20 protein-coding genes and 4 tRNA genes are annotated in these 21,755 nt (G+C 52.4%); 20 read left to right on the forward strand and 4 right to left on the reverse strand.

Annotation, left to right across the window (positions count from 1 at the left end; all coding sequences use genetic code 11):
• Positions 1 to 3: 3 nt before the first annotated feature.
• The gene (locus ACFQO0_RS07730; protein ID WP_382233436.1) at positions 4 to 900 is read left to right on the forward strand and encodes a DUF6279 family lipoprotein; all 897 of its coding nucleotides are present in this window, start codon (positions 4 to 6) and stop codon (positions 898 to 900) included.
• 82 nt (positions 901 to 982) lie between these two features.
• Here the strand turns inward: ACFQO0_RS07730 and ttcA are convergent, their stop codons facing one another.
• Genes ttcA through ACFQO0_RS07745 form a run of 3 tightly spaced genes read right to left on the reverse strand, consistent with a single transcriptional unit; the run spans position 983 to position 3,197 of the window.
• On the reverse strand, positions 983 to 1,960 hold the full coding sequence (gene ttcA / locus ACFQO0_RS07735) for a tRNA 2-thiocytidine(32) synthetase TtcA (RefSeq protein WP_382233437.1): 978 nt from the start codon (positions 1,958 to 1,960) through the stop codon (positions 983 to 985).
• Position 1,961: 1 nt separating this feature from the next.
• Entirely contained in the window at positions 1,962 to 2,357 is a 396-nt protein-coding gene (locus ACFQO0_RS07740; protein WP_382233438.1) for a dihydroneopterin aldolase, read from the reverse strand.
• Positions 2,358 to 2,417: 60 nt separating this feature from the next.
• Positions 2,418 to 3,197, reverse strand: coding sequence for an SDR family oxidoreductase (locus ACFQO0_RS07745; RefSeq protein WP_382233439.1), 780 nt, complete (start codon positions 3,195 to 3,197; stop codon positions 2,418 to 2,420).
• A gap of 51 nt (positions 3,198 to 3,248) precedes the next feature.
• Here ACFQO0_RS07745 and ACFQO0_RS07750 point away from each other — a divergent pair, with 51 nt between their 5' ends.
• The 6 genes from ACFQO0_RS07750 to ACFQO0_RS07775 all read left to right on the forward strand — a co-directional run bounded on the left by ACFQO0_RS07750 (position 3,249) and on the right by ACFQO0_RS07775 (position 9,954).
• Positions 3,249 to 4,409: a class I SAM-dependent methyltransferase gene (locus tag ACFQO0_RS07750; protein ID WP_382233440.1), complete on the forward strand. Its 1,161-nt coding sequence runs from the start codon at positions 3,249 to 3,251 to the stop codon at positions 4,407 to 4,409.
• Between the two features lie 53 nt (positions 4,410 to 4,462).
• Positions 4,463 to 4,657, forward strand: a complete 195-nt coding sequence (locus ACFQO0_RS07755; RefSeq protein WP_382233441.1) for a DUF2905 domain-containing protein — start codon at positions 4,463 to 4,465, stop codon at positions 4,655 to 4,657.
• A gap of 68 nt (positions 4,658 to 4,725) precedes the next feature.
• Complete coding sequence (locus tag ACFQO0_RS07760; protein ID WP_382233442.1) at positions 4,726 to 4,932, forward strand: DUF2905 domain-containing protein; 207 nt, start codon at positions 4,726 to 4,728, stop codon at positions 4,930 to 4,932.
• A 139-nt stretch (positions 4,933 to 5,071) separates the two neighbouring features.
• Complete coding sequence (locus ACFQO0_RS07765; RefSeq protein WP_382233443.1) at positions 5,072 to 6,403, forward strand: hemolysin family protein; 1,332 nt, start codon at positions 5,072 to 5,074, stop codon at positions 6,401 to 6,403.
• Between the two features lie 391 nt (positions 6,404 to 6,794).
• Positions 6,795 to 8,048, forward strand: coding sequence for a GGDEF domain-containing protein (locus ACFQO0_RS07770; protein ID WP_382233444.1), 1,254 nt, complete (start codon positions 6,795 to 6,797; stop codon positions 8,046 to 8,048).
• A 223-nt stretch (positions 8,049 to 8,271) separates the two neighbouring features.
• Complete coding sequence (locus ACFQO0_RS07775; RefSeq protein WP_382233445.1) at positions 8,272 to 9,954, forward strand: response regulator; 1,683 nt, start codon at positions 8,272 to 8,274, stop codon at positions 9,952 to 9,954.
• Between the two features lie 40 nt (positions 9,955 to 9,994).
• On the opposite strand, the gene ACFQO0_RS07780 is transcribed toward ACFQO0_RS07775, so the two are convergent.
• Positions 9,995 to 10,366 carry an ArsC/Spx/MgsR family protein gene (locus ACFQO0_RS07780; protein ID WP_382233446.1) on the reverse strand — a complete coding sequence of 124 codons (372 nt, stop codon included), beginning with the start codon at positions 10,364 to 10,366 and terminating at the stop codon, positions 9,995 to 9,997.
• Positions 10,367 to 10,638: 272 nt separating this feature from the next.
• Between ACFQO0_RS07780 and ACFQO0_RS07785 the strand changes: the two genes are divergently transcribed.
• The 13 genes from ACFQO0_RS07785 (at position 10,639) to rpoB (ending at position 21,605) form a co-directional block, all read left to right on the forward strand.
• Positions 10,639 to 11,697, forward strand: coding sequence for a gamma-glutamyl-gamma-aminobutyrate hydrolase family protein (locus tag ACFQO0_RS07785; RefSeq protein ID WP_382233447.1), 1,059 nt, complete (start codon positions 10,639 to 10,641; stop codon positions 11,695 to 11,697).
• A gap of 129 nt (positions 11,698 to 11,826) precedes the next feature.
• Positions 11,827 to 11,912, forward strand: a tRNA-Tyr gene (locus ACFQO0_RS07790).
• 60 nt (positions 11,913 to 11,972) lie between these two features.
• Positions 11,973 to 12,046 (forward strand) — tRNA-Gly (locus ACFQO0_RS07795).
• A gap of 50 nt (positions 12,047 to 12,096) precedes the next feature.
• Positions 12,097 to 12,171: transfer RNA gene (locus ACFQO0_RS07800), tRNA-Thr, on the forward strand.
• A gap of 82 nt (positions 12,172 to 12,253) precedes the next feature.
• Positions 12,254 to 13,444, forward strand: coding sequence for an elongation factor Tu (gene tuf / locus ACFQO0_RS07805; RefSeq protein ID WP_382233448.1), 1,191 nt, complete (start codon positions 12,254 to 12,256; stop codon positions 13,442 to 13,444).
• 71 nt (positions 13,445 to 13,515) lie between these two features.
• Positions 13,516 to 13,591: transfer RNA gene (locus ACFQO0_RS07810), tRNA-Trp, on the forward strand.
• Positions 13,592 to 13,626: 35 nt separating this feature from the next.
• Complete coding sequence (gene secE, locus ACFQO0_RS07815; RefSeq protein WP_382233449.1) at positions 13,627 to 14,010, forward strand: preprotein translocase subunit SecE; 384 nt, start codon at positions 13,627 to 13,629, stop codon at positions 14,008 to 14,010.
• Entirely contained in the window at positions 14,010 to 14,612 is a 603-nt protein-coding gene (gene nusG / locus ACFQO0_RS07820; protein ID WP_382233450.1) for a transcription termination/antitermination protein NusG, read from the forward strand. The genes secE and nusG overlap by 1 nt, the downstream gene beginning before the upstream one ends.
• A gap of 143 nt (positions 14,613 to 14,755) precedes the next feature.
• Positions 14,756 to 15,187 (forward strand): 50S ribosomal protein L11, encoded by a 432-nt coding sequence (gene rplK / locus ACFQO0_RS07825; RefSeq protein WP_112990589.1) that lies wholly within the window; start codon positions 14,756 to 14,758, stop codon positions 15,185 to 15,187.
• Positions 15,187 to 15,882: a 50S ribosomal protein L1 gene (gene rplA / locus ACFQO0_RS07830; RefSeq protein ID WP_382233451.1), complete on the forward strand. Its 696-nt coding sequence runs from the start codon at positions 15,187 to 15,189 to the stop codon at positions 15,880 to 15,882. Before rplK ends, rplA begins: the two co-directional genes overlap by 1 nt.
• Positions 15,883 to 16,195: 313 nt before the next feature.
• A complete protein-coding gene (rplJ, locus tag ACFQO0_RS07835; RefSeq protein ID WP_382233452.1) occupies positions 16,196 to 16,744 on the forward strand; it encodes a 50S ribosomal protein L10 in 549 nt (182 codons plus the stop codon).
• 93 nt (positions 16,745 to 16,837) lie between these two features.
• The gene (rplL, locus tag ACFQO0_RS07840; protein ID WP_011872536.1) at positions 16,838 to 17,212 is read left to right on the forward strand and encodes a 50S ribosomal protein L7/L12; all 375 of its coding nucleotides are present in this window, start codon (positions 16,838 to 16,840) and stop codon (positions 17,210 to 17,212) included.
• A gap of 286 nt (positions 17,213 to 17,498) precedes the next feature.
• Positions 17,499 to 21,605 (forward strand): DNA-directed RNA polymerase subunit beta, encoded by a 4,107-nt coding sequence (rpoB, locus tag ACFQO0_RS07845; RefSeq protein WP_382233453.1) that lies wholly within the window; start codon positions 17,499 to 17,501, stop codon positions 21,603 to 21,605.
• Positions 21,606 to 21,755 lie beyond the last annotated feature (150 nt).

Here is a 21,755-nt window from a genome sequence, read left to right on the forward strand (position 1 = left end):
AGAATGCAAAATATTATCACGCGCCTCTCTTGCGTCACCGTGAAAAGACTGACGATTTTCACAATGGCGTTCATCCTGGTCGCCTGCAGTGCCGTGCGCATAGGATTCAATAACGGGGAAACAGTTTCTTACTGGTGGCTCAACAGCTACGTCGATTTTGAAGATGGACAAAAGTCTTTGGTCAAAGGTCGTCTTGAAAATCTGTTCGCATGGCATCACAAAACCCAGTTGCGCGATTATGCAAAGCTGGTGTCGCGCATACAGCATCGCGATCTTGCGGCAGCGAGCAAGGCCGATTTGCTGAACGATTATGAAGAGGGCATGAAGTATCTGACGCTGGTCACGGATCGTGCCGCGCCAGATCTGGCAGACCTCGCCTTGTCGCTGACCCCGGCGCAAATTACGCATATTGAAGAAAAACTGGAAAAGAATAATCTCAAGTTCCGCAAGGAATACCTGCGCGGCGATCGCCTTAATCGCCAGGAATTCCGTTACAAGAAAATGATGAAGCAGGCCGAATACTGGTTTGGTAACTTCAGCCGCGCCCAGGAGCAAAAGCTGCGTGTCTTATCGGATGCACGCCCTTTGAATAACGAGCTGGTGCTGGCCGATCGCATGCGACGCCAGATGGAGTTGGTGGCTTTACTGAAAAAAATTCACGGCGAAAAACCGGGCAAGGAAGCGACGACCGCGATGATCAAGAAGTATGTTGCGGCGACTGCCGATCATTACGGCAACAAGGAACATCAGGCTTACTTTGATGTGCTGACGGACGCCAATGCAGTGCTGGTCGCCGAGATGATGCGCATGGCCACTGCAGAGCAGAAATCGCATTTTGTAAAAGCCTTGCAGGACTGGATCAGCGATTTCAACCGCTTGTCGGCAAAGGCTGCGGCGTAACAGCTAGTCTGTAAACTGACGGGGAAATTTGCGGCAAGGCTTTGCAGGCATGACGCGTGCAAAGCCTTGTCGTATTGAGTGCTTACTCTTCCGAGCGCAGTGGAATGACGCTGGAAATAGTGGAGCCGGTCGAACAAGGTTCTTCATCGAAGGCGATGTCGCCATTCGCCATCGCCTCGCCGGTCGCCTTCAAATCCTTGAAGCCGAACAGTGCGCCATCCATCAAATGCGAGGGCACAACTGTCGATAGCGACGAAAAGATATTGTCGACGCGGCCAGGATGTTTTTTCTCCCATTCGCGCAACATGCCCTTGATCTGCTTGCGTTGCAGGTTTTCCTGGCTGCCGCACAGATCGCACGGAATGATAGGGAAGTTCTTCACCTGCGCGTAGCGCTCGGTATCGGCCTCTTTCACATATGCCAAAGGACGAATCACGATGTGCTTGCCATCATCGGATTGCAATTTTGGCGGCATGCCTTTGATTTTCGCGCCGAAGAACATGTTCAGGAAAAAGGTTTCCATAATGTCGTCGCGATGATGGCCGAGCGCGATCTTGTTGCAGCCCAATTCATCCGCAACGCGATACAGAATGCCGCGACGCAGACGTGAACAGAGCGAGCAAGTGGTTTTGCCCTCCGGGATCAGGCGCTTGACGATGCTGTAGGTATCCTGATTCTCGATGTGAAAGGGGATATCGAGCTGCTTCAGATAGGCTGGCAGGATGTGATCGGGGAAGTTCGGTTGCTTCTGATCCAGATTGACCGCAATGATGTCGAACTTGATAGGCGCACGTTCGCGCAGCGTCATCAAGATATCCAGCAGCGCGTAACTATCCTTGCCGCCGGACAGACATACCATCACCTTGTCGCCATCTTCAATCATGTTGAAGTCGCCGATCGCCTGGCCAACCTGGCGGCACAGGCGTTTGTGCAGCTTGTTGTTTTCGTAGACGACCTTTTCGCTCGCCTTGAAGCTCAGGGCCGCTGCGGTTTCGGTAGGGGCCGCATTGGCATCTATTGCGGTTGTATCCACCGCGTCATTCGTCACAGTCTCGGACATATCAGTTCCCCTTGATACGGAATACTTCCACGCCGACCGAGTCGCAATCCGGGTAGACGTCGGGCTTCTCGGTCGAGACGCGTGCGGCACGCACTTTTGGATGCGCCAGCATGGCTTTGACGACGTCGTCGCACAAGGTTTCCTGCAAATGAATATGGCCTTCTGCCATGCGTTTGGCAATCGTGCTGCGCATGAAATCGTAATCGACGACTTCATCCAGCGTATCGCTGGTCGGCGTCGATTCATTCAGCGGAATGAATAGATCGACGTTGATCAGCACGCGCTGCTCGCCTTTCTTTTCAAATTCGTGCACGCCGATGTTGATTTGTACTTCGTAATTGCTCAGGAACAAACGACGGCAATCGGCGAGCTGTGGATGGAAAAGAAAGGAATTCATATCTATTGTTTAAACCGGTTTATTGCAAAGAAAAATCTTGCGGATGAGGAAACTTGAAAATCAGGAAGCGACAAACATGACGTCGCGCTGCAAGGGAATCAGGTGCTGACCGCCATCGACGACGATCGTGGTGCCGGTGATCGACGGCGACTCGACGACAAAGCAGACCGTCGCGGCGATATCTTCCGGCGTGCTGGAGCGGCCCAGTGGCGTGACTTTATGCGCGCGCTCGAACTCCGCTTCGCTCTGGTCGCCGGATACCAGGGTAATGCCGGGTGCAATGCCGACCACCCGCACCTTGGGCGCGAGCGCCTGTGCCAGCATTGTGGTGGCACTGTGCAAGGCGGCTTTCGACAAAGTGTAAGACAGGAAATCCGGATTCAGATTGAACAGTTTCTGGTCGAGCAAATTGACGACCACCGACTGTTCGCCGTTGGTGGTTTCTTCGAACAGCGTTTGCGCCAGCAAAACCGGGGCGACCAGATTGACGTGCATGTGCGCATCCAGCGATGCGGCAGAAAAATCGGTCGCGCTGTCGTAATCGAACAGTGAGGCATTATTCACGACGCAGGAAATCGGCCCTAGTTGCGCCGCCGCGCTGCGCAGCAGTGCCTTGACTGCGCTCTCATCACTCAGGTCGCAGGGCAGTGCAATGGCGTTGCGACCCAGCGCTTCAATGTCGGCGACTGTCGCATGCGCGGCGTCAGCCGAGCGCGCGTAATGCACCACCACATCCCAGCCGCGTTGCGCCAGCGCGAGCGCAATCGTGCGGCCTATGCGTTTGGCCGCGCCGGTAACGAGCGCTGTTTTTCTTGTGGCGGTTGCCTGGTCTGTGGACATGGGTGTTTGTGTTTCGGTTGTGTCTTCTGCTGATTTCTTTACAATACCGCCATGCAACTGCAACTGCCTCAACCGTCCCCGGACGCGCTCAGCGCGTCACACGCACTCCAGAACCTGATCGCCGAAGAAATTCGCCGACATGACGGCTGGATTTCATTCTCACGTTACATGGAGCTGGCGCTGTATGCGCCGGACCTCGGTTATTACAGCGGCGGCGCTGCAAAACTTGGCAAAGACGGTGATTTTACAACCGCGCCCGAGATTACGTCGCTTTTTGGTGAAACTCTGGCGCATGCGGCTGGCGAGCTGATGGCGCAAAGTGTGCCGCAGATCCTCGAGTTTGGTGCCGGCACCGGCAAATTGGCGCTGGATATCCTGACCGAGTGCGCGCAAGCCGGAATCTTGGTGGAGTCTTATTCCATCGTTGAATTGTCGGGCGAACTACGCGCGCGTCAGCAGCAGATGCTAGCGGATTTTCCGCAAGTCAGATGGCTGGATGATTTTCCGCGCGCATATTCCGGCGTGGTGCTCGGCAACGAAGTGCTGGATGCGATGCCGGTGTCGCTAGTGGTTAAAGGCGATGACTGCTGGCTGGAACGCGGCGTCGCCTACGATGATGGCCGGTTTGTATTTGTTGATCGGTCTTGCGATGCGGCTTTGGTGGCGCAGATTCCGTTTGAAGAAGAGTTGGCGGTCGGTTATCTGACTGAGGTACATCCTGTCGCGGCCGGTTTTATGGGCTCTTTGGCAAGCATGTTTCTTGCTGGCCTGGAGCAATCCGGCAAGGGCGGGGCAGCGATTTTGCTGGATTATGGTTTTCCGGCCAGCGAATATTATCTGGACCAGCGTAGCGAAGGCACGCTGATGTGCCATTACCGCCATCATGCGCATCCCGATCCGTTTTACCTGCCGGGTTTGCAGGATATTACGGCGCACGTCGATTTCACGTCGATGGCGTATGCTGCAGTCAACAACGGGCTGGAAATGCTGGGCTATATGAGTCAGGCGGCATTTTTGCTGACTGCTGGTTTGGGTGATCGCTTGTTGAAAACCTCGCCCGAGGATGCGCGCACTTATCTGCCGCAAGCCAATGCGGTACAAAAACTGACGTCGCCGGCCGAAATGGGCGAATTATTCAAGGTGCTGGTGGTCGGACTGGATGTGCAACTGCCTGTGCAGTTTGATCGCGCCGATCAGAGTCGTCGACTTTAAGTTTCCCCTGCCGGCGCAAGCCTGCGGCTGTCCTTGCATCAGGAAAGTAGCTCATGTTCCGCTGGTTCCTCGTCATCTTTCTTGCCGTCATTGTGTTTTCTGCCGCCTTGCCATGGTTGGAGAAATTCGGTGTGGGAAAATTGCCTGGGGATGTGCGTTTTACCTTGTTCGGCAAGACGATATTCTTGCCATTCGCTTCGACGGTATTGTTGTCGCTGGTGGTATTTCTGGTGGCGAGGTTCTTTTAGTCTGAGTGGCAGTTACTGGTGCTTCAAACGACTCAGTATCGAGAAGGAAGTGCGATGAGGGAGGCAGAATGATTCGGTGGGTGGCGGTCATTTTTGTGGGCTTGACGGTTTTCTACGCCTTGTTGCCATGGATACTCGCAAAAGTCGGCGTCGGCCGCATCATGGGCGACGTCAAATTCCAGCTTTTTGACAGGATTTTCGTCCTGCCTTTCGGCTCAACCGTGTTGTGGTCGGCCATTGCTTTCCTGATTGCCGAGATCGTCAAACGTACTTAGAAGATATTGCTGAATTGACGGGAAATCCACGTCGTTAGCTAAAAATTCGCGAGTTTTGGTGATGTGCGGCGCGCTAATGATATGATTCACGACTTATCAACAGTAGGGCTTGTGGGTTTAACCGTGAGTTCCCTTAGTAGTGGACATATTAATTATCCTGGGTTTGATCCTGGTCAATGGCGTCTTTGCCATGTCCGAAATAGCGATCGTTACCTCCAAACGTATTCGTCTCCAAAAATTATCTGAAAACGGCAGTCGCGGCGCCAAGGCCGCACTCGATCTGTCCGAAAGTCCCAGCCGTTTTCTCTCCACGATTCAGGTCGGCATCACGCTGATCGGCATTTTCAACGGTGCGTTCGGTGAAGCGTCGCTGGTCGAGCGGCTGCAACCCGAAGTGGCACTGATTCCCTTCCTTGCTGACTATGCGCGCGAAATCGCGCTAGGCGTGGTCGTGGTCGGTATTACCTTCGGTTCGCTGATTCTGGGTGAGTTAGTGCCCAAGCGGATCGCCATGCAATATCCGGAAGCTGTCGCGTCTATTGTTGCGGCACCGATGTTGCTGCTGTCGCGCCTGATGGGACCATTTGTCAAAATCCTGACCGGCACCACGGAATTCATTCTGCGCCTGCTCGGTATGCATCACAAGAAGGACGATTCCGTTACCGAGGAAGAGATTGCCGGCATGATTCGCGAAGGTACCGATGCCGGGCTGTTTGAAAAAACGGAGCACGATATTGTGTCGCGTGCCTTGCGTCTGGATGATCAGCGCGTGGCCGCGCTGATGACGCCGCGCCTGGATGTGCATTTTATCGATCTGGAAGATTCAATCGAGGTCAATCTGGCGAAAATTGCCGATAGCTCCTACAACCGCTTCCCGGTTTGCAAGGGTGACATCTCGCACATCATCGGTATTGTGCACGCCGGCAGTCTGTTCGAACAGGCGATACGCGGCAAGACCATCACGACCGTCGATATCGAAGCGGCCACCCGTCCACCACTGTTTGTGCCGGAAACCATCAGCGCGATGCAGTTGCTTGAGACCTTGAAGAAAAACCGTGCCGAACTTGCATTGGTGATCGATGAGTACGGCGAAATCGAAGGCATTGTCACTCTGAGCGACGTTCTGGGTGCGCTGGTCGGCGATGTGTCTGTGATCGATGAGCATCATGAAGTCGACGGCGTGCGTCGCGACGACGGTTCGTGGCTGATAGACGGTGGCGTATCGTTCGACCGTTTCCGCGAATTGCTGGAAACCGAAGTGCGCTTTCCGGAAGAGGCATCGGGCACGTATCACACGCTGGCTGGTTTCGTGATGACCTTCCTCGGTCACATTCCGCAAATGTCCGACCATTTCGAATGGGAAGGCTACCGGATTGAGGTGGTCGATATGGACAGGAATCGTATTGATCGCTTGCTGATTACCCAGATCAATCCTGAGCCGGAAGAGCCGGCACCAGAGAGTGAAAGCTGATAAGTCGCAAAACTGCTGAATAAAGAAATGGGCCGGATAATGTATCCGGCCCATTTTTTATGCGGCTGATGAAATGGTCTAGCGCACCATACGCCGATGTTCTTGCGGAGACGAAATAAATCACCCATGTCAGGCATCGCTTTGGCGCCGGACATTGAAGCCGATAAAACAGTAAATAAGCCGATATGTCAGGAAATGCAGCGGAATAGCCACAAAATTGCCGTTTTTTGACGATAGATGGCCACTGTAGGGCATGCGGATTGTGACGGATGGTTAAAAAGGGATTATATTGCGTGCGATTTACTGCAGGATATGATTTAGTTGCATCAAGGAAATTGACGGAATTTCTGTCGATTTATTTGTTTTTGACGAACCATTCTCGGTGGGTTTCATGCGGCAGACGGGTGATCAAAATGCTGTTTCGCAAACTGATGCACACGCGGATACTTTTCCGTCGGAGGCGGCTGGGCGTCAACTAGAATTCTTTGCGGAAACATCGCAGCATGCTGCCAAAGCCAAGCAGACTAAAGTCCATGTAGTACGCGCACGGCATATGACGCCGGTAGATCTCAAGGCCCGTCAAGGTGCGCGCGTCCAGCGTTTGATGTTTTCCGCCACGCTGGCGCTGATCTATCTGTTAGTCATCACGATTTTCTATCTGAAGGGTTTGGTCGAACTTCACGTGTTGCAAATGAATGCGGCTTTGATCGCTGCAAACTTTGTTTTTTTCCGTCTTTGCTTTGCCTCTGGTTTGAATCTTAAAGCCGAGGAAAAAAATCTGCGCTTGCCGATTACGCTATCCGCCATCTGCGTCATGCTGTACACGGTGTATGTAGCCCCGGTAACGCAAATTGCTTTTATTCCCTTCCTGTTCCTCATCCTTGCCTTTGTCATGCATCGCGTTACGCCGCGCGAGGTATTGTTTCTTGCCGGTGTCACTTTGGTCGGCTATGGCGTGGTAGTGGCTGTACATTACCGCGCGCGTAACGATAACGACATGCTGATGCTGGAATGCGCACAATTCCTGGTTCTGGCATTGACGCTGCCGGCGTTTGCCGTGCTGGCGAATCGTGTGCAACGGCTGCATAGCGCTCTGTTCAAGGCGAATCGCAAAATCAGGGATATTGAAGAAGATGCGCAACGCGATGTCTTGCTCGGTTGCTTCAATCGCCGCTACATTGTCGCTGCACTCGAACAGCAAAAGCGTCTGGCAGATGAAACCGGCACGCCACTTTGCCTGGCGGTGATCGATCTGGATCACTTCAAACGCATTAACGATGAAGCTGGTCATCTGGGAGGTGACGAAGTTTTGCGGGTATTTACCCGCATTGCACAAGCCAATGTGCGTGAAGGCGATATCTTTGGGCGCTACGGTGGTGAAGAATTCTTGCTGGTCTTGCCGGAGACTACATTGCTGGCCGCTCTAAATGTCGCTGAACGCATACGCGAGCAGGTCGAACATTTTGACTGGGATGAAAAATTGCGCAATCGCGTGACGGTGTCTATCGGTTTGACCCAGCATATGCCGGGCGAATCGGTGTTGGATCTTTTTTCGCGTACCGATACCGCCATGTATATGGCCAAGCAGGGCGGGCGCAACCAGGTCGTTGTTGAAGAGCCTACGCTGGATCTCGGTATCGTTTGAGTTGTCGTAGAACTCTAGGCACTACGCTGCCGTCGTTCGCGGTAGATTCCTCTTGTCAAATTCTTATCAAGATGCGCGCAAACGCGCGTAATTTTCGCTCGCGTCGTCCGCGCGTCACAATTGCGATGACGTCGATTAACAAATGTAATATTGTTCTGCAGTAATAGCGCTTTCATTCATTCGATGCGGGCAGTAACACCTACTTCTAGTGGTTTCAACGATCATGCAAGAACTCGCAGGACTCACCGCACTAATTATCGAGCCACACGCCGGCATGCGCGCCAGCATCCACAATATGTTGAGCCTGGGCGGCATCAGCAAGATAGATTATGCAAACAGTTCTGGCACGGCGATTCGGCCGCTGAAGCAAAAAGTCTTCGATCTGGTCATCTGTGAATATGATCTGGGCGAAGAGCAGCAGGATGGCCAGCAACTGCTGGAAGACTTGCGCCATAACAAATTGATTCCGCTATCGACTGTATTCTTCATGGCGACCGCCGAACGCACGCATGGCAAAGTAGTGAGTGCGGCCGAACTGGCGCTGAACGACTACGTATTAAAGCCCTTCACCGCAGATACCTTGATGGAGCGGATTGCCAAAGCGATTGAAAAGCGCAATGCACTGATGCCTGTGTATCGGATGATGGAACTCGGAAATCTCGGGGCGGCGATAGAAATTTGCCAGGCTGGCGAGGCTCCCAAAGCGCCACATCGCGTGGACTTTCTACGCTTGCGCGCAGAGATGCACATGACATTAGGTGAAGTCGGCGCGGCAGAAGAAATCTATACCGAGCTATTGTCCAAGCGGTCGATCGCGTGGGCGCATCTGGGTTTGGCCGGGACCTTGTTCATGCAAGATCGCTTCGAGGAAGCGGAAGAAAAACTGAGTGCACTGATAGAGACCAAAAGAGAATTCCTTGACGCTTACGACTGGCTGGCTAAAACGCAGGAGGCCAGAGGTAATTTGACGGCGATGCAAGCCACGCTGGAAAGCGCTGTCGCACGTTCGCCTCACGCATTGCGACGCTTGCGTACCTTGGGCAAGGTTGCATTGCAAAACGGCGATACTGAAACGGCGCATCGCATTTTTCAGCAGGTTGTCAGCAAGGCCAAGTTTTCCGAATTTCGCGAACCGGAAGATCATGTGCAATTGGTTGAAGCCTCGCTGGCCAAAGGCGAGGCAAAATCGGTGCCGGCGATCATTCGTGATCTGGCCAAATCATTATCCGGCCTCAAGAAAACCGCAGCCTGCCGTGCAATCGCGAGCGCGATGTTTCATCGGCATAACGGCGACAAGGAGCAGGCGACCGAGGAATTGGAAGTGGCTTTGCTCGCCTGCAAAGAGCCGATAGGCTTGAGCAACGAGACCAAGATCACGCTGGCAAAGAACTGTCTGGAAGCCGGTATGGAGCAAGGCGTCGTCGAGATCATGACCTCGGTGGTCGGCAATGCGCCTACCGCTGCGGCCATGAGCAGTGCGATGCGCCTGTTGCAGGAAGGTGGCCGCGAAGATCTGGCCAAGCGTGTCACGCAAGCCAGCAAGAACGAAGTGGTGGACCTGGTTTCTGCAGGAGCAGAGAAAGCACGCCTGGGCGATTTTCAAGGCGCGGTGACCTTGATGTCGCAAGCGGCAGAAAAACTGCCGCATAACCCGCAAGTGGTTTTCAATGCCGCGGTGGCAACACTGAAATGTCTGGATAATCTCGGGTGGGACATGCAATTGGGTGACAAAGCGCGCCGCTATGTGGCGGATGCCCGTCGTCTGGACCCACGCAATCCGCGCCTTTCCTTATTGGCTGGGATGTATCGCGATATTTTGAAAAAATACAAGATCAGTGGCGTAGATGATATCCCGACTCAACCCGTGATCAGCGTCGAAGCGCAAACTGCAGCATCTACAAAATAGTTGCTCGCGATTTTGATGAATGAAAATCGCGCCGGGCTACTTACTTCAGTTGCAATATGTTGTTGGCCAATTCGACCGGCCGCGCGATGACTGCGCGTTGATTGAAACGGAGGATCGGTCTTTGCAACAATTGCGGATGGGCGGCGAGCGCTGCCAGCAATGCAGCATCATCCGCATCTTGTAGTGCGAGTGTGGCAAACAATTCTTCATTGTCGCGCAACATTGCCTGCACACTGACGGTTTGCTCTGATTGCAAGACCTGATGCAGCTCTGTCAATTGCGCCAGCGTCAACGGCGATTTCTGATAGTCGATGACGGTGAGCTCAATGTGATGTAGTGCCGAAAATTGTTGTGCTAGTTCTAATGCGCTGCGTGATTTGGAACAGCTTGGGTTGTGATAAATGATGAGCATGATTTTTGCGCGAATAGGTAAGTATGGAAAGTATATTTGATCGGGGCAGGTATTCTGCCTTTTGGAGAAGAACGTTTTTAGTGAGCCAGTGCCAGGTTTATAAGATTGCTCATTACAGAAATCACACGCTTATACATCATGCGCAATCTATGAATTTGTTGCAGACTTAGATGCTGTTCTGCGATTTTTCTAGCGTTTTTATGAATGTTGAGCCAGTGCGGATAAATTGTTGCAATCTGTTGTCTACTCTTTCTCGATATTAAAGTGAACCCATGTCTGACAATTCCGATAGCAATTTGCCACCAATTGTTTCTGCTTCTTCCGAAACACCGACTCCCGATCACAATCCAACGCCCGCTACGACAAGTGCCGGTGCAACGGAGCCTCCTATTGCGCGTGCGCCAGCTGCGCCATACGTCCCCGCAGCCAAAATCGAATTCGGCAAGCATACTGCGCCAGCATGGCAACTGCCGGATGACACACCGTGGAAGCAAACCTGGCGGGTCTTTTCTGCGCGTTTGCAAAGCCTGTCTGATCAGGTGGGGCGTCGTCTTACCCAACGGACGCTGAAAATTGGTGTATCAGCGCGTATTTTTCATCCGGAAGCGGGCGCGCGTGGCCTGCAAGGCAAGACTCTGCAATATCTGGAGGAGTCGATTGCGCAATGGGTGATGTCGCGTGATGTGTTGGTGCTGATGATCCCGACCGTCAATACCAACGGGCTTTTGCATCCAAGCAAAATTCGCCTGCGTGACTATGCCAAGCATCTGGATGGGCTGGTGTTGCAGGGCGGTGCTGACGTCGCGCCACAAACCTATTCGCAAACCGCCACGCGGCCAGAATGGATAGGCGACAGCGCGCGCGACATGTATGAATTGGAGTTGTTGCATGAATTTGTCGAGGCTGGCAAGCCGGTGCTCGGTATCTGCCGCGGTTGCCAGTTGATTAACGTTGCGTTTGGCGGCACGCTATATCAGGACATCGCATCGGATGTGCCGGAGGCCAAACCCCACGTCAACGACTTGTACGATAGTCATCGCCATACAATTCAATTTCCGCCAGGATCGTCGTTGGCATCCATGTTTCCGGCGCAAACGCCGTTGGTGAACTCCATTCATCATCAGGCGGTGCGTGATCTAGGGCGTGATTTGATGATTGAGGCGGTGTCTGAGGGCGATAATATTGTAGAGGCGGTGCGTCATACCAAATCCCGTTTTGTGATGGGTTTGCAATGGCATCCGGAATTTCACCGCGCCGGTGGCTCCGAGCTGCTGGATTGCACGCCGATTCTCGATAATTTCTTGCGCGCGGCACGAGAAACGCGCTTCTAATATCTGCGCTGTTCATCAAAGCGGGTCGAAAGTGCATCCGCTTTGAAATTTTTTGAAAATATTACGCATCAAACCGCTTGCAGTTGTTGACAAGAGGTACTGACTCCCCTATAGTTTGGGGTTCCCCGCGGAGGGGTGGCCGAGTGGTTAATGGCAGCAGACTGTAAATCTGCCTTCTTACGAATACGCTGGTTCGAATCCAGCCCCCTCCACCAAGTTTCTAGGGAAGCTTATTAAGTTGAGTAAGTAGTGGCAGCGAAGATTAGGTGACCCTCGCGGGTGTAGCTCAATGGTAGAGCTGAAGCCTTCCAAGCTTATGACGAGGGTTCGATTCCCTTCACCCGCTCCAGTTTTAAGGTTGGACGTGCCGCTGTAAGGCGGCATCGGACGGCTAGTTTTGCCCTTTTAGCTCAGTGGTAGAGCACTCCCTTGGTAAGGGAGAGGCCACGTGTTCAATCCACGTAAAGGGCACCAAAGAATTCTGTTGTTTCAGTTTTTCAGTAAGTCGGTCGGGCGTGTGCCTGAACATTCTCATCAAAATTGTTAGGAGTTCAAAATGGCAAAAGGCAAATTCGAGCGGACCAAGCCGCACGTCAACGTCGGCACGATTGGTCACGTCGATCACGGCAAAACCACACTGACCGCAGCGATTGCGACTGTGTTGTCGAAAAAATTCGGTGGCGAAGCAAAAGCGTACGATCAAATTGACGCAGCGCCAGAAGAAAAAGCGCGCGGCATCACGATCAACACCGCACACGTTGAATACGAAACCACCAACCGTCACTACGCTCACGTTGACTGCCCAGGCCATGCCGATTATGTTAAAAACATGATCACCGGCGCGGCTCAGATGGACGGCGCGATCCTGGTTTGCTCCGCAGCAGACGGCCCTATGCCGCAAACACGTGAACACATCCTGTTGGCCCGCCAAGTTGGCGTTCCATACATCATCGTGTTCCTGAACAAATGCGACATGGTCGACGACGAAGAGTTGTTGGAATTGGTCGAAATGGAAGTGCGCGAACTTCTTTCGAAATACGAATTCCCAGGCGACGACTTGCCAATCATCAAAGGTTCGGCCAAGTTGGCACTCGAAGGCGACACCGGTCCATTGGGCGAACAAGCCATCATGGCACTGGCTGACGCACTCGACAGCTACATCCCAACACCAGAACGCGCAGTAGACGGCGCCTTCCTGTTGCCAGTAGAAGATGTATTCTCGATCTCGGGTCGCGGTACAGTTGTGACCGGTCGTATCGAACGCGGTATCGTCAAAGTTGGTGAAGCACTGGAAATCGTCGGCATCCGCGACACCCAAGTGACCACCTGCACCGGCGTTGAAATGTTCCGTAAACTGCTCGACCAAGGTCAAGCAGGCGACAACGTCGGCGTACTGTTGCGCGGCACCAAGCGTGAAGACGTAGAACGTGGTCAAGTCTTGGCAAAGCCAGGCTCGATCAAACCGCACAAACATTTCACAGGCGAAATCTACGTTCTGTCGAAAGATGAAGGCGGCCGTCATACACCATTCTTCAACAACTACCGTCCACAGTTCTACTTCCGTACAACGGACGTGACTGGTTCGATCGAGTTGCCGAAGGATAAAGAAATGGTTATGCCAGGCGACAACGTCTCGATTACCGTGATGTTGATCAACCCGATTGCGATGGAAGAAGGTCTGCGCTTCGCGATTCGCGAAGGCGGTCGTACCGTCGGTGCCGGTGTTGTTGCTAAAATTATTGAGTAATAAATGAAGTGTTTGCGGCGATCTTTGAAGGTCGCCGCAAATATTTCAAGTAGTGGTAGTGTTTAAAACGTAGGGGCGTAGCTCAATTGGCAGAGTGTCGGTCTCCAAAACCGAAGGTTGGGGGTTCGAGGCCCTCCGCCCCTGCCACCGATTCTGGTGCAGGGCATCGAAAGTAGAAAAGTATGTCTAATCATCCCGTACAAACTGTTGGCGCGTCAGGCGATAAGATCAAGATCGTCTTGGCGATACTCGTCGCAATCGCGGGCGTAGTTGGATTTTATGTTTTGTCGGACAAGGCAACCATCGTGCGCGCTGCTGCGCTGGTTGGTGGCTTACTGGTTGCAATCGCAATCGCATGGACGTCGTCGTCGGGTCGTGACTTTGTTAATTTTGCCAAAGAAGCGGTTCGTGAAACCAAGAAAGTAGTTTGGCCAACCCGCAAGGAAACATTGCAGATGACTGCGATTGTTTTCGGCTTTGTGTTGATCATGGCGCTTTTCCTGTTCGGTACGGATAAGTTACTCGAAGTTGTGTTGTACGACCTGATTTTGGGCTGGAAAAGATAATGGGCGACAATATTCAGGATGACGCGCAAGAAGGCGTGCCAAGCACGGCTGCCGCGACTGCTGCTACAAGTAAAAAACGTTGGTATGTTGTTCACGCCTATTCCGGTATGGAAAAGAGCGTGATGCGTGCGTTAACGGAGCGTGTTATACGCGCCGGCATGCAAGATCAGTTTGGCCAGATTCTGGTGCCTACCGAAGAAGTGATCGAAGTCAAAAACGGTCAAAAATCGGTCAGCGAACGCCGTTTCTTTCCTGGTTATGTGCTGGTCGAGATGGAAATGACTGATGAAACATGGCATTTGGTCAAGAATACAAGCAAGGTAACTGGCTTTATTGGTGGTAAATCGAACAAGCCTACGCCGATTCCGCCGCGCGAAGTCGACAAGATCATGCAGCAAATGCAGGATGGTGTTGAGAAGCCGCGTCCAAAAGTCTTGTACGAAGTGGGCGAGCTGGTGCGTATCAAGGATGGTCCGTTCACCGATTTCAATGGCAATGTCGAAGAAGTCAATTACGAGAAATCCAAGGTCCGTGTTTCGGTGACGATTTTCGGTCGTGCCACGCCAGTGGAACTTGAGTTCGGTCAAGTCGAAAAAGTATAAAGAACAAGCGCGGGTCGAGGCGCTGCAAGTCTTGCTGGTTTCAGGAAGACTTGCAAATTCGATGGCAGTAAAAAGAGGAGCCCAAGTAATGCGCCGCAAGGCAAGTGAACAGGCGCTACCACTCAATCAATGTAGGAGCCATCATGGCAAAGAAAATCATTGGTTTTATCAAGCTGCAAGTTCCAGCTGGTAAAGCAAACCCATCCCCTCCAATCGGACCTGCTCTGGGTCAACGTGGTCTGAACATTATGGAATTCTGCAAAGCGTTTAACGCGCAGACTCAAGGTGTTGAGCCAGGTATGCCAATTCCGGTTGTGATTACCGCGTTTGCGGACAAGTCTTTCACTTTTGTGATGAAGACGCCGCCAGCAACGTACCTGATCAAAAAGGCTGCGAACATCACTAAAGGTTCGCCTAAGCCACATACCGACAAAGTCGGCAAGATCACACGTGCGCAAGCTGAAGAAATCGCAACAACCAAACGGCCGGATTTGACGGCTGCCGACATGGATGCAGCTGTGCGTACAATCGCCGGTTCCGCACGTTCCATGGGCATCACGGTGGAGGGTCTGTAATGGCTAAGTTATCCAAACGCGCTAAGGCATTCGCGGCAAAAGTTGATCGTACCAAAGCGTACCCGTTCGACAATGCAGTTTCCTTGATCAAAGAATGTGCAACAGCAAAATTCGACGAATCGATCGATATTTCGGTTCAACTTGGTGTTGATGCCAAGAAATCCGACCAAGTGGTTCGTGGTTCGGTTGTTTTGCCAGCTGGTACCGGTAAATCGGTTCGCGTTGCGGTTTTCGCAACTGGCGAAAAAGCGGAGCAAGCGAAAGCTGCTGGTGCGGACATCGTTGGTATGGAAGATCTGGCTGAGCAAATCAAAGCTGGCAACATGCCTTTCGACATCGTTATCGCATCGCCAGATACCATGCGTATCGTTGGTACCCTTGGTCAAATCCTGGGCCCACGCGGCATGATGCCTAACCCGAAAGTCGGCACCGTGACTCCTGACGTAGCGACTGCAGTTAAAAATGCAAAAGCGGGTCAAGTGCAATACCGTACTGACAAAGCTGGCATTATCCACGCCACTATCGGTCGTAAATCGTTCTCCGACGAAGCGCTCAAATCCAACTTGTTGGCTTTGATCGATGCGTTGAATAAAGCTAAGCCAGCGACCAGCAAAGGTGTTTACCTGCGTAAAGTTTCGCTGTCGTCGACGATGGGCGCTGGTGTACGCGTCGATCAATCGACCCTGGCTGCTTAAGTATTGAATTAAGTCCCGTTGCCATATTGGTGACGGGCGCATCTTTGGGCTGGACCGGATTCGGCAATATTGAAGACGGTGCAGGCAATCAAAGACCGTTGGGCGGCGTGCATGTAAGTTGTGTGCAAAGTTAAATGAGAGGTTGGCAACGACTTCATACCCAACGCAGATGGTGACCCCGAACAAGTTTTGCAGTCTCTTCGCTGGCTTGCCAGTATGAACTCCTAACTTCGGACGCCGTGTTCGAACCGATGCAAGGCAAGCAATCAATGATGATTGTGTAAGCGCCGAGTATCATTTTTGGAGGTTGATCTTGAGTCTCAATCTGAATGACAAAAAGGCCGTAGTCGCCGAAATCTCTGCAAAGATCGCATCTGCACAGACTATCGTCGTGGCCGAATATCGTGGCATCCAGGTTGGTCACTTGACACAACTGCGCGCCAAAGCGCGGGACCAAGGCGTCTACTTGCGCGTGTTGAAAAACACACTCGCTCGTCGTGCTGTTGAAGGTACCGCATTTGCCGACCTCGCTTCTGAAATGACCGGCCCGTTGATCTATTCGATCTCGGACGATGCCGTTGCTGCAGCTAAAGTCATCAGTGACTTTGCTAAAACCAACGACAAACTGGTTGTTAAAGCAGGTAACTATGCAGGCAAGACGCTTGATAAAGCGGCTGTTACTGCATTGGCAAATATTCCTAGCCGTGAAGTCCTGCTGGCCCAAGTCTTGGGCATGATGCTGGTTCCGGTTGCGAGCTTTACGCGTGGTCTGGCTGCTCTTGCTGCTAAAAAATCTGAAGGCGAAGCGCCTGCAGCTGCAGCAGAACCAGTCGCCGAAGTTACCGAAGCAGCAGCGGAATAACGGGTCGCCTTTTAGGCGGCCTGCGCTCTTGTTTCGACGCTTCGCGTCAGTACCAATCAGATGTAATTATTGAAAAATATTTAGGAGTTTCAAATGGCAATTAGCAAAGACGACATCCTGGAAGCCGTAGGCAACCTGACAGTCCTGGAACTGAATGACTTGGTTAAAGCATTCGAAGAAAAATTCGGCGTATCCGCTGCTGCAATGGCTGCTCCTGCAGCTGGCGGCGCAGCTGGTGGCGCTGCTGCTGAAGAACAAACTGAATTCACCGTTATCTTGGCTGATTTCGGCGCGAACAAAGTTGGCGTGATTAAAGCAGTTCGTGAAATCACCGGTCTGGGCCTGAAAGAAGCTAAAGATCTGGTTGATGCTGCACCGAAACCTTTGAAAGAAGGCGTTTCGAAAGCAGATGCTGAAGCAGCTAAGAAAAAGCTGGAAGAAGCTGGCGCGAAAGCAGAAATCAAGTAATTCGGTTTTATCTGCGCTCGTTAATAGTTTTATTATCAGCGCCCGAGTCAAAGCATGGAACTACCCGAAAGGGTGGTTCGGCTTTGGCTCCTTTGTCGTTTTTGGATTTAAAAATGTGGTTGTCAGCAAGCTTGATTGACTTGATGTAATCTGGTGTGTTGTTCGACCGACCGGCCCAAGGGCAGAGACTTGAGGTTTCAATGTTTCGAATTGTGCGTTATTGCAATTCGGCAATGCAGCCTGAATCCTGAATTCTCTATCCTTCCCTGTCACTCACGGAGTGTCCATGCACTACTCATTTACTGAGAAAAAGCGCATTCGCAAATCATTCGCGAAACGCGCTAACGTTCACAACGTTCCGTTCCTGCTGGCGACCCAGCTCGAGTCTTATCACGGCTTTTTGCAAGAAGACAAAATACCGTCTCAACGCAAAAATGAAGGCTTGCAATCCGCCTTCACGTCCATTTTTCCTATCGTTTCGCACAATGGTTTTGCGCGTCTCGAATTCTTGTCGTATGTGCTCGGCGATCCGCCGTTCAACATCAAAGAATGCCAACAACGTGGATTGACGTACGCGTCGCCTCTGCGTGCCAAGGTGCGTCTGGTGATCCTGGATAAGGAATCGCCAACCAAACCTGTCGTCAAGGAAATGAAAGAACAAGAAGTCTACATGGGCGAATTGCCGCTCATGACGACAACCGGTTCCTTCGTCATCAACGGCACCGAGCGCGTTATCGTGTCGCAGTTGCATCGTTCGCCAGGCGTGTTCTTTGAACATGATCGCGGCAAGACACACTCGTCCGGTAAATTGCTGTTCTCCGCACGTATCATTCCTTACCGTGGTTCATGGCTCGACTATGAATTCGACCCGAAAGACATCCTGTTCTTCCGCGTCGATCGTCGTCGCAAAATGCCTGTCACAATCCTGCTGAAGGCTATCGGCATGACGCCGGAGCAGATCCTCGAAAACTTCTTTGTGTTCGATGATTTCACTCTGCACGCTGATGGCGCTGAAATGAAATTTGTCGCCGAGCGTCTGCGTGGCGAAGTCGCCCGTTTTGACATCGCTGACAAAGCCGGCAAAGTCATTGTCGCTAAAGACAAGCGTATCAACAGCAAGCATGTGCGCGATGTTGAAGCTGCTGGCATCAAGCAAATTTCCGTTCCGGAAGACTACCTGCTGGGTCGTATCCTGGCGAAAAACATCGTTGATGCAAGCACGGGCGAAGTCATTGCCAATGCCAATGATGAATTGACGGAAGATCTGCTGGCACGTTTGCGTGAAGGTGATGTTGCTGCAATCCAGACCTTGTACACCAATGATCTGGATCAAGGCGGCTACATCTCGCAAACACTGCGCATGGATGACACCAACGATCAGATGGCAGCGAAAGTTGCGATCTATCGCATGATGCGCCCAGGCGAACCGCCAACTGAAGATTCAGTTGAGGCATTGTTCAACGGCTTGTTCTATAACGCAGATCGTTACGATCTGTCGGCTGTGGGTCGCATGAAATTCAACCGTCGCATCGGTCGCGATGAATTGACTGGCGCCATGACACTGTCGAATGAAGACGTGCTGGCAGTGATCAAGATTCTGGTTGAGTTGCGCAATGGTCGCGGCGAAGTCGATGATATTGATCACTTGGGTAACCGTCGCGTTCGTTGCGTCGGCGAACTCGCTGAAAACCAGTTCCGTGCCGGTCTGGTCCGCGTTGAACGTGCTGTCAAGGAACGCCTCGGCCAAGCCGAAGCAGACAACCTGATGCCGCATGATTTGATCAACTCCAAGCCGATTTCGGCTGCGATCCGCGAATTCTTCGGTTCGTCGCAGTTGTCGCAGTTTATGGATCAAACCAATCCATTGTCGGAAATCACGCACAAACGTCGTGTTTCTGCCCTCGGACCTGGCGGTTTGACTCGTGAACGTGCAGGCTTTGAAGTGCGCGACGTGCATCCGACTCACTATGGTCGCGTGTGCCCGATCGAAACGCCTGAAGGCCCGAACATTGGTTTGATCAACTCGCTGGCTCTGTATGCTCGTCTGAACGAATACGGTTTCCTCGAAACCCCATATCGTAAAGTCGAAGGCAGCAAAGTCACCGATCAGATCGACTATCTGTCCGCTATTGAAGAAGGTCGTTACATCATCGCTCAGGCGAATGCAACGATCGACAAATCGGGTTCGCTGTCGGATGAACTGGTTTCTGCACGTGAAGCCGGCGAAACGATTCTGGTCTCGCCAGAGCGCGTTCAGTACATGGACGTTGCGCCAGGCCAGGTCGTGTCGGTTGCGGCTTCCCTGATTCCGTTCCTTGAACACGATGATGCGAACCGCGCTTTGATGGGTGCCAACATGCAACGTCAGGCAGTTCCATGCTTGCGTCCGGAAAAAGCATTGGTTGGTACCGGTATCGAACGTACGGTAGCAGTCGATTCAGGTACGACCGTGCAGGCATTGCGTGGCGGTATCGTTGATTACATCGATGCAGGCCGCGTCGTGATTCGCGTCAACGACGACGAAGCACAAGCGGGCGAAGTCGGTGTCGACATCTACAACTTGATCAAGTACACCCGTTCGAACCAGAACACGAACATCAACCAACGTCCAATCGTGCAAGTTGGCGACCGCGTTGCAAAACATGACGTGATCGCCGACGGTGCATCGACCGACTTGGGCGAACTCGCTCTGGGTCAAAACATGCTGGTCGCGTTTATGCCATGGAACGGCTACAACTTCGAAGATTCGATTCTGATCTCTGAAAAAGTCGTCGCTGATGACCGCTACACCTCGATTCATATCGAAGAGTTGTCGGTTGTTGCACGTGACACCAAGTTGGGCGCAGAAGAAATCACCCGTGATATCTCTAACCTGGCTGAAAACCAGCTGGCGCGTCTGGATGAATCCGGTATCGTCTACATCGGTGCAGAAGTCACCGCTGGCGATACGCTGGTCGGTAAAGTGACGCCTAAAGGCGAAACACAACTGACACCGGAAGAAAAGCTGCTGCGCGCGATTTTCGGCGAAAAAGCATCCGACGTAAAAGATACATCGTTGCGCGTACCGTCCGGCATGGTCGGCACCGTGATCGACGTGCAAGTGTTTACGCGTGAAGGTATTCCACGCGACAAACGTGCACAACAGATTATCGACGACGAACTGCAACGCTATCGTTTGGATTTGAACGATCAGTTGCGTATCGTTGAAGGCGATGCATTCCAGCGTCTGGAAAAAATGTTGATCGGCAAAGTCGTCAACGGCGGTCCTAAGAAAATCGCCAAAGGCGCGAAAATCACCAAGGAATATTTGGCCGATCTGGACAAATACCACTGGTTTGATATTCGTCCTTCCGACGACACATCGGCCAACGCACTGGAAGCGATTAAGGAATCGATCGCTGAAAAACGTCACCAGTTCGATCTGGCGTTCGAAGAAAAGCGTAAAAAACTGACGCAAGGCGATGAATTGCCGCCAGGCGTACAGAAGATGGTCAAGGTTTATCTGGCAGTCAAACGTCGTCTGCAACCAGGCGACAAGATGGCAGGTCGTCACGGTAATAAGGGTGTGGTTTCACGCATTCTGCCTATCGAAGACATGCCTCATATGGCTGACGGTACACCAGCGGACGTCGTATTGAATCCACTGGGCGTTCCTTCGCGGATGAACGTTGGTCAGGTTCTGGAAGTCCATCTGGGCTGGGCAGCTAAAGGTTTGGGTTTGCGTATCGGCGAAATGCTCGCTGCGCAGGTACAGCTTGCTGAACTGCGCAAATTCCTGGCAGCGATCTATAACGAGTCCGGCAAGACAGAGGATCTCGATAGTTTCAGCGATACGGAAATTCTGGAGCTCGCGAGCAATCTGAAGAACGGTGTGCCGTTCGCAACACCAGTGTTTGATGGTGCCGATGAAGGCGAAACCCGTCGCATGCTGGATCTGGCTTACCCGGATCACATTGCCAAGCAACTGGGCATGACTGCTTCCAAGAATCAGGTCACCATGTATGACGGTCGTACCGGTGAAGCGTTTGAGCGTTCTGTGACTGTCGGTTACATGCACTACCTCAAGCTGCATCACTTGGTTGATGACAAGATGCATGCACGTTCGACCGGTCCTTATTCACTGGTTACGCAGCAACCACTGGGCGGTAAAGCTCAGTTCGGTGGCCAGCGTTTCGGTGAGATGGAAGTCTGGGCACTGGAAGCATACGGCGCGTCTTACGTCTTGCAAGAGATGTTGACCGTCAAGTCCGATGACGTGAATGGCCGTACCAAAGTGTACGAAAATCTCGTCAAGGGCGACCACGTCATCGACGCCGGTATGCCGGAATCCTTCAACGTTCTCGTTAAGGAAATCCGCTCGCTGGGTATCGATATCGACCTGGAACGCGACTGATGTAAAGCAAGGGAAGGGTAGCGATCGCTGCTCTTCCCTTTGCTGACTGGAATTTAGTACTGAAGCAAGCGTAGTAGAAAAATAGCTAGGCAATAGCAGTTTCTGGAAGTGTCGTCTGTCCCGGTATGCGCGGAACTCAGTGTGGAAGTT

Origin of the sequence: Herminiimonas aquatilis (assembly GCF_042665175.1) — a bacterium.
GTDB lineage: Bacteria > Pseudomonadota > Gammaproteobacteria > Burkholderiales > Burkholderiaceae_D > Oxalicibacterium > Oxalicibacterium aquatilis.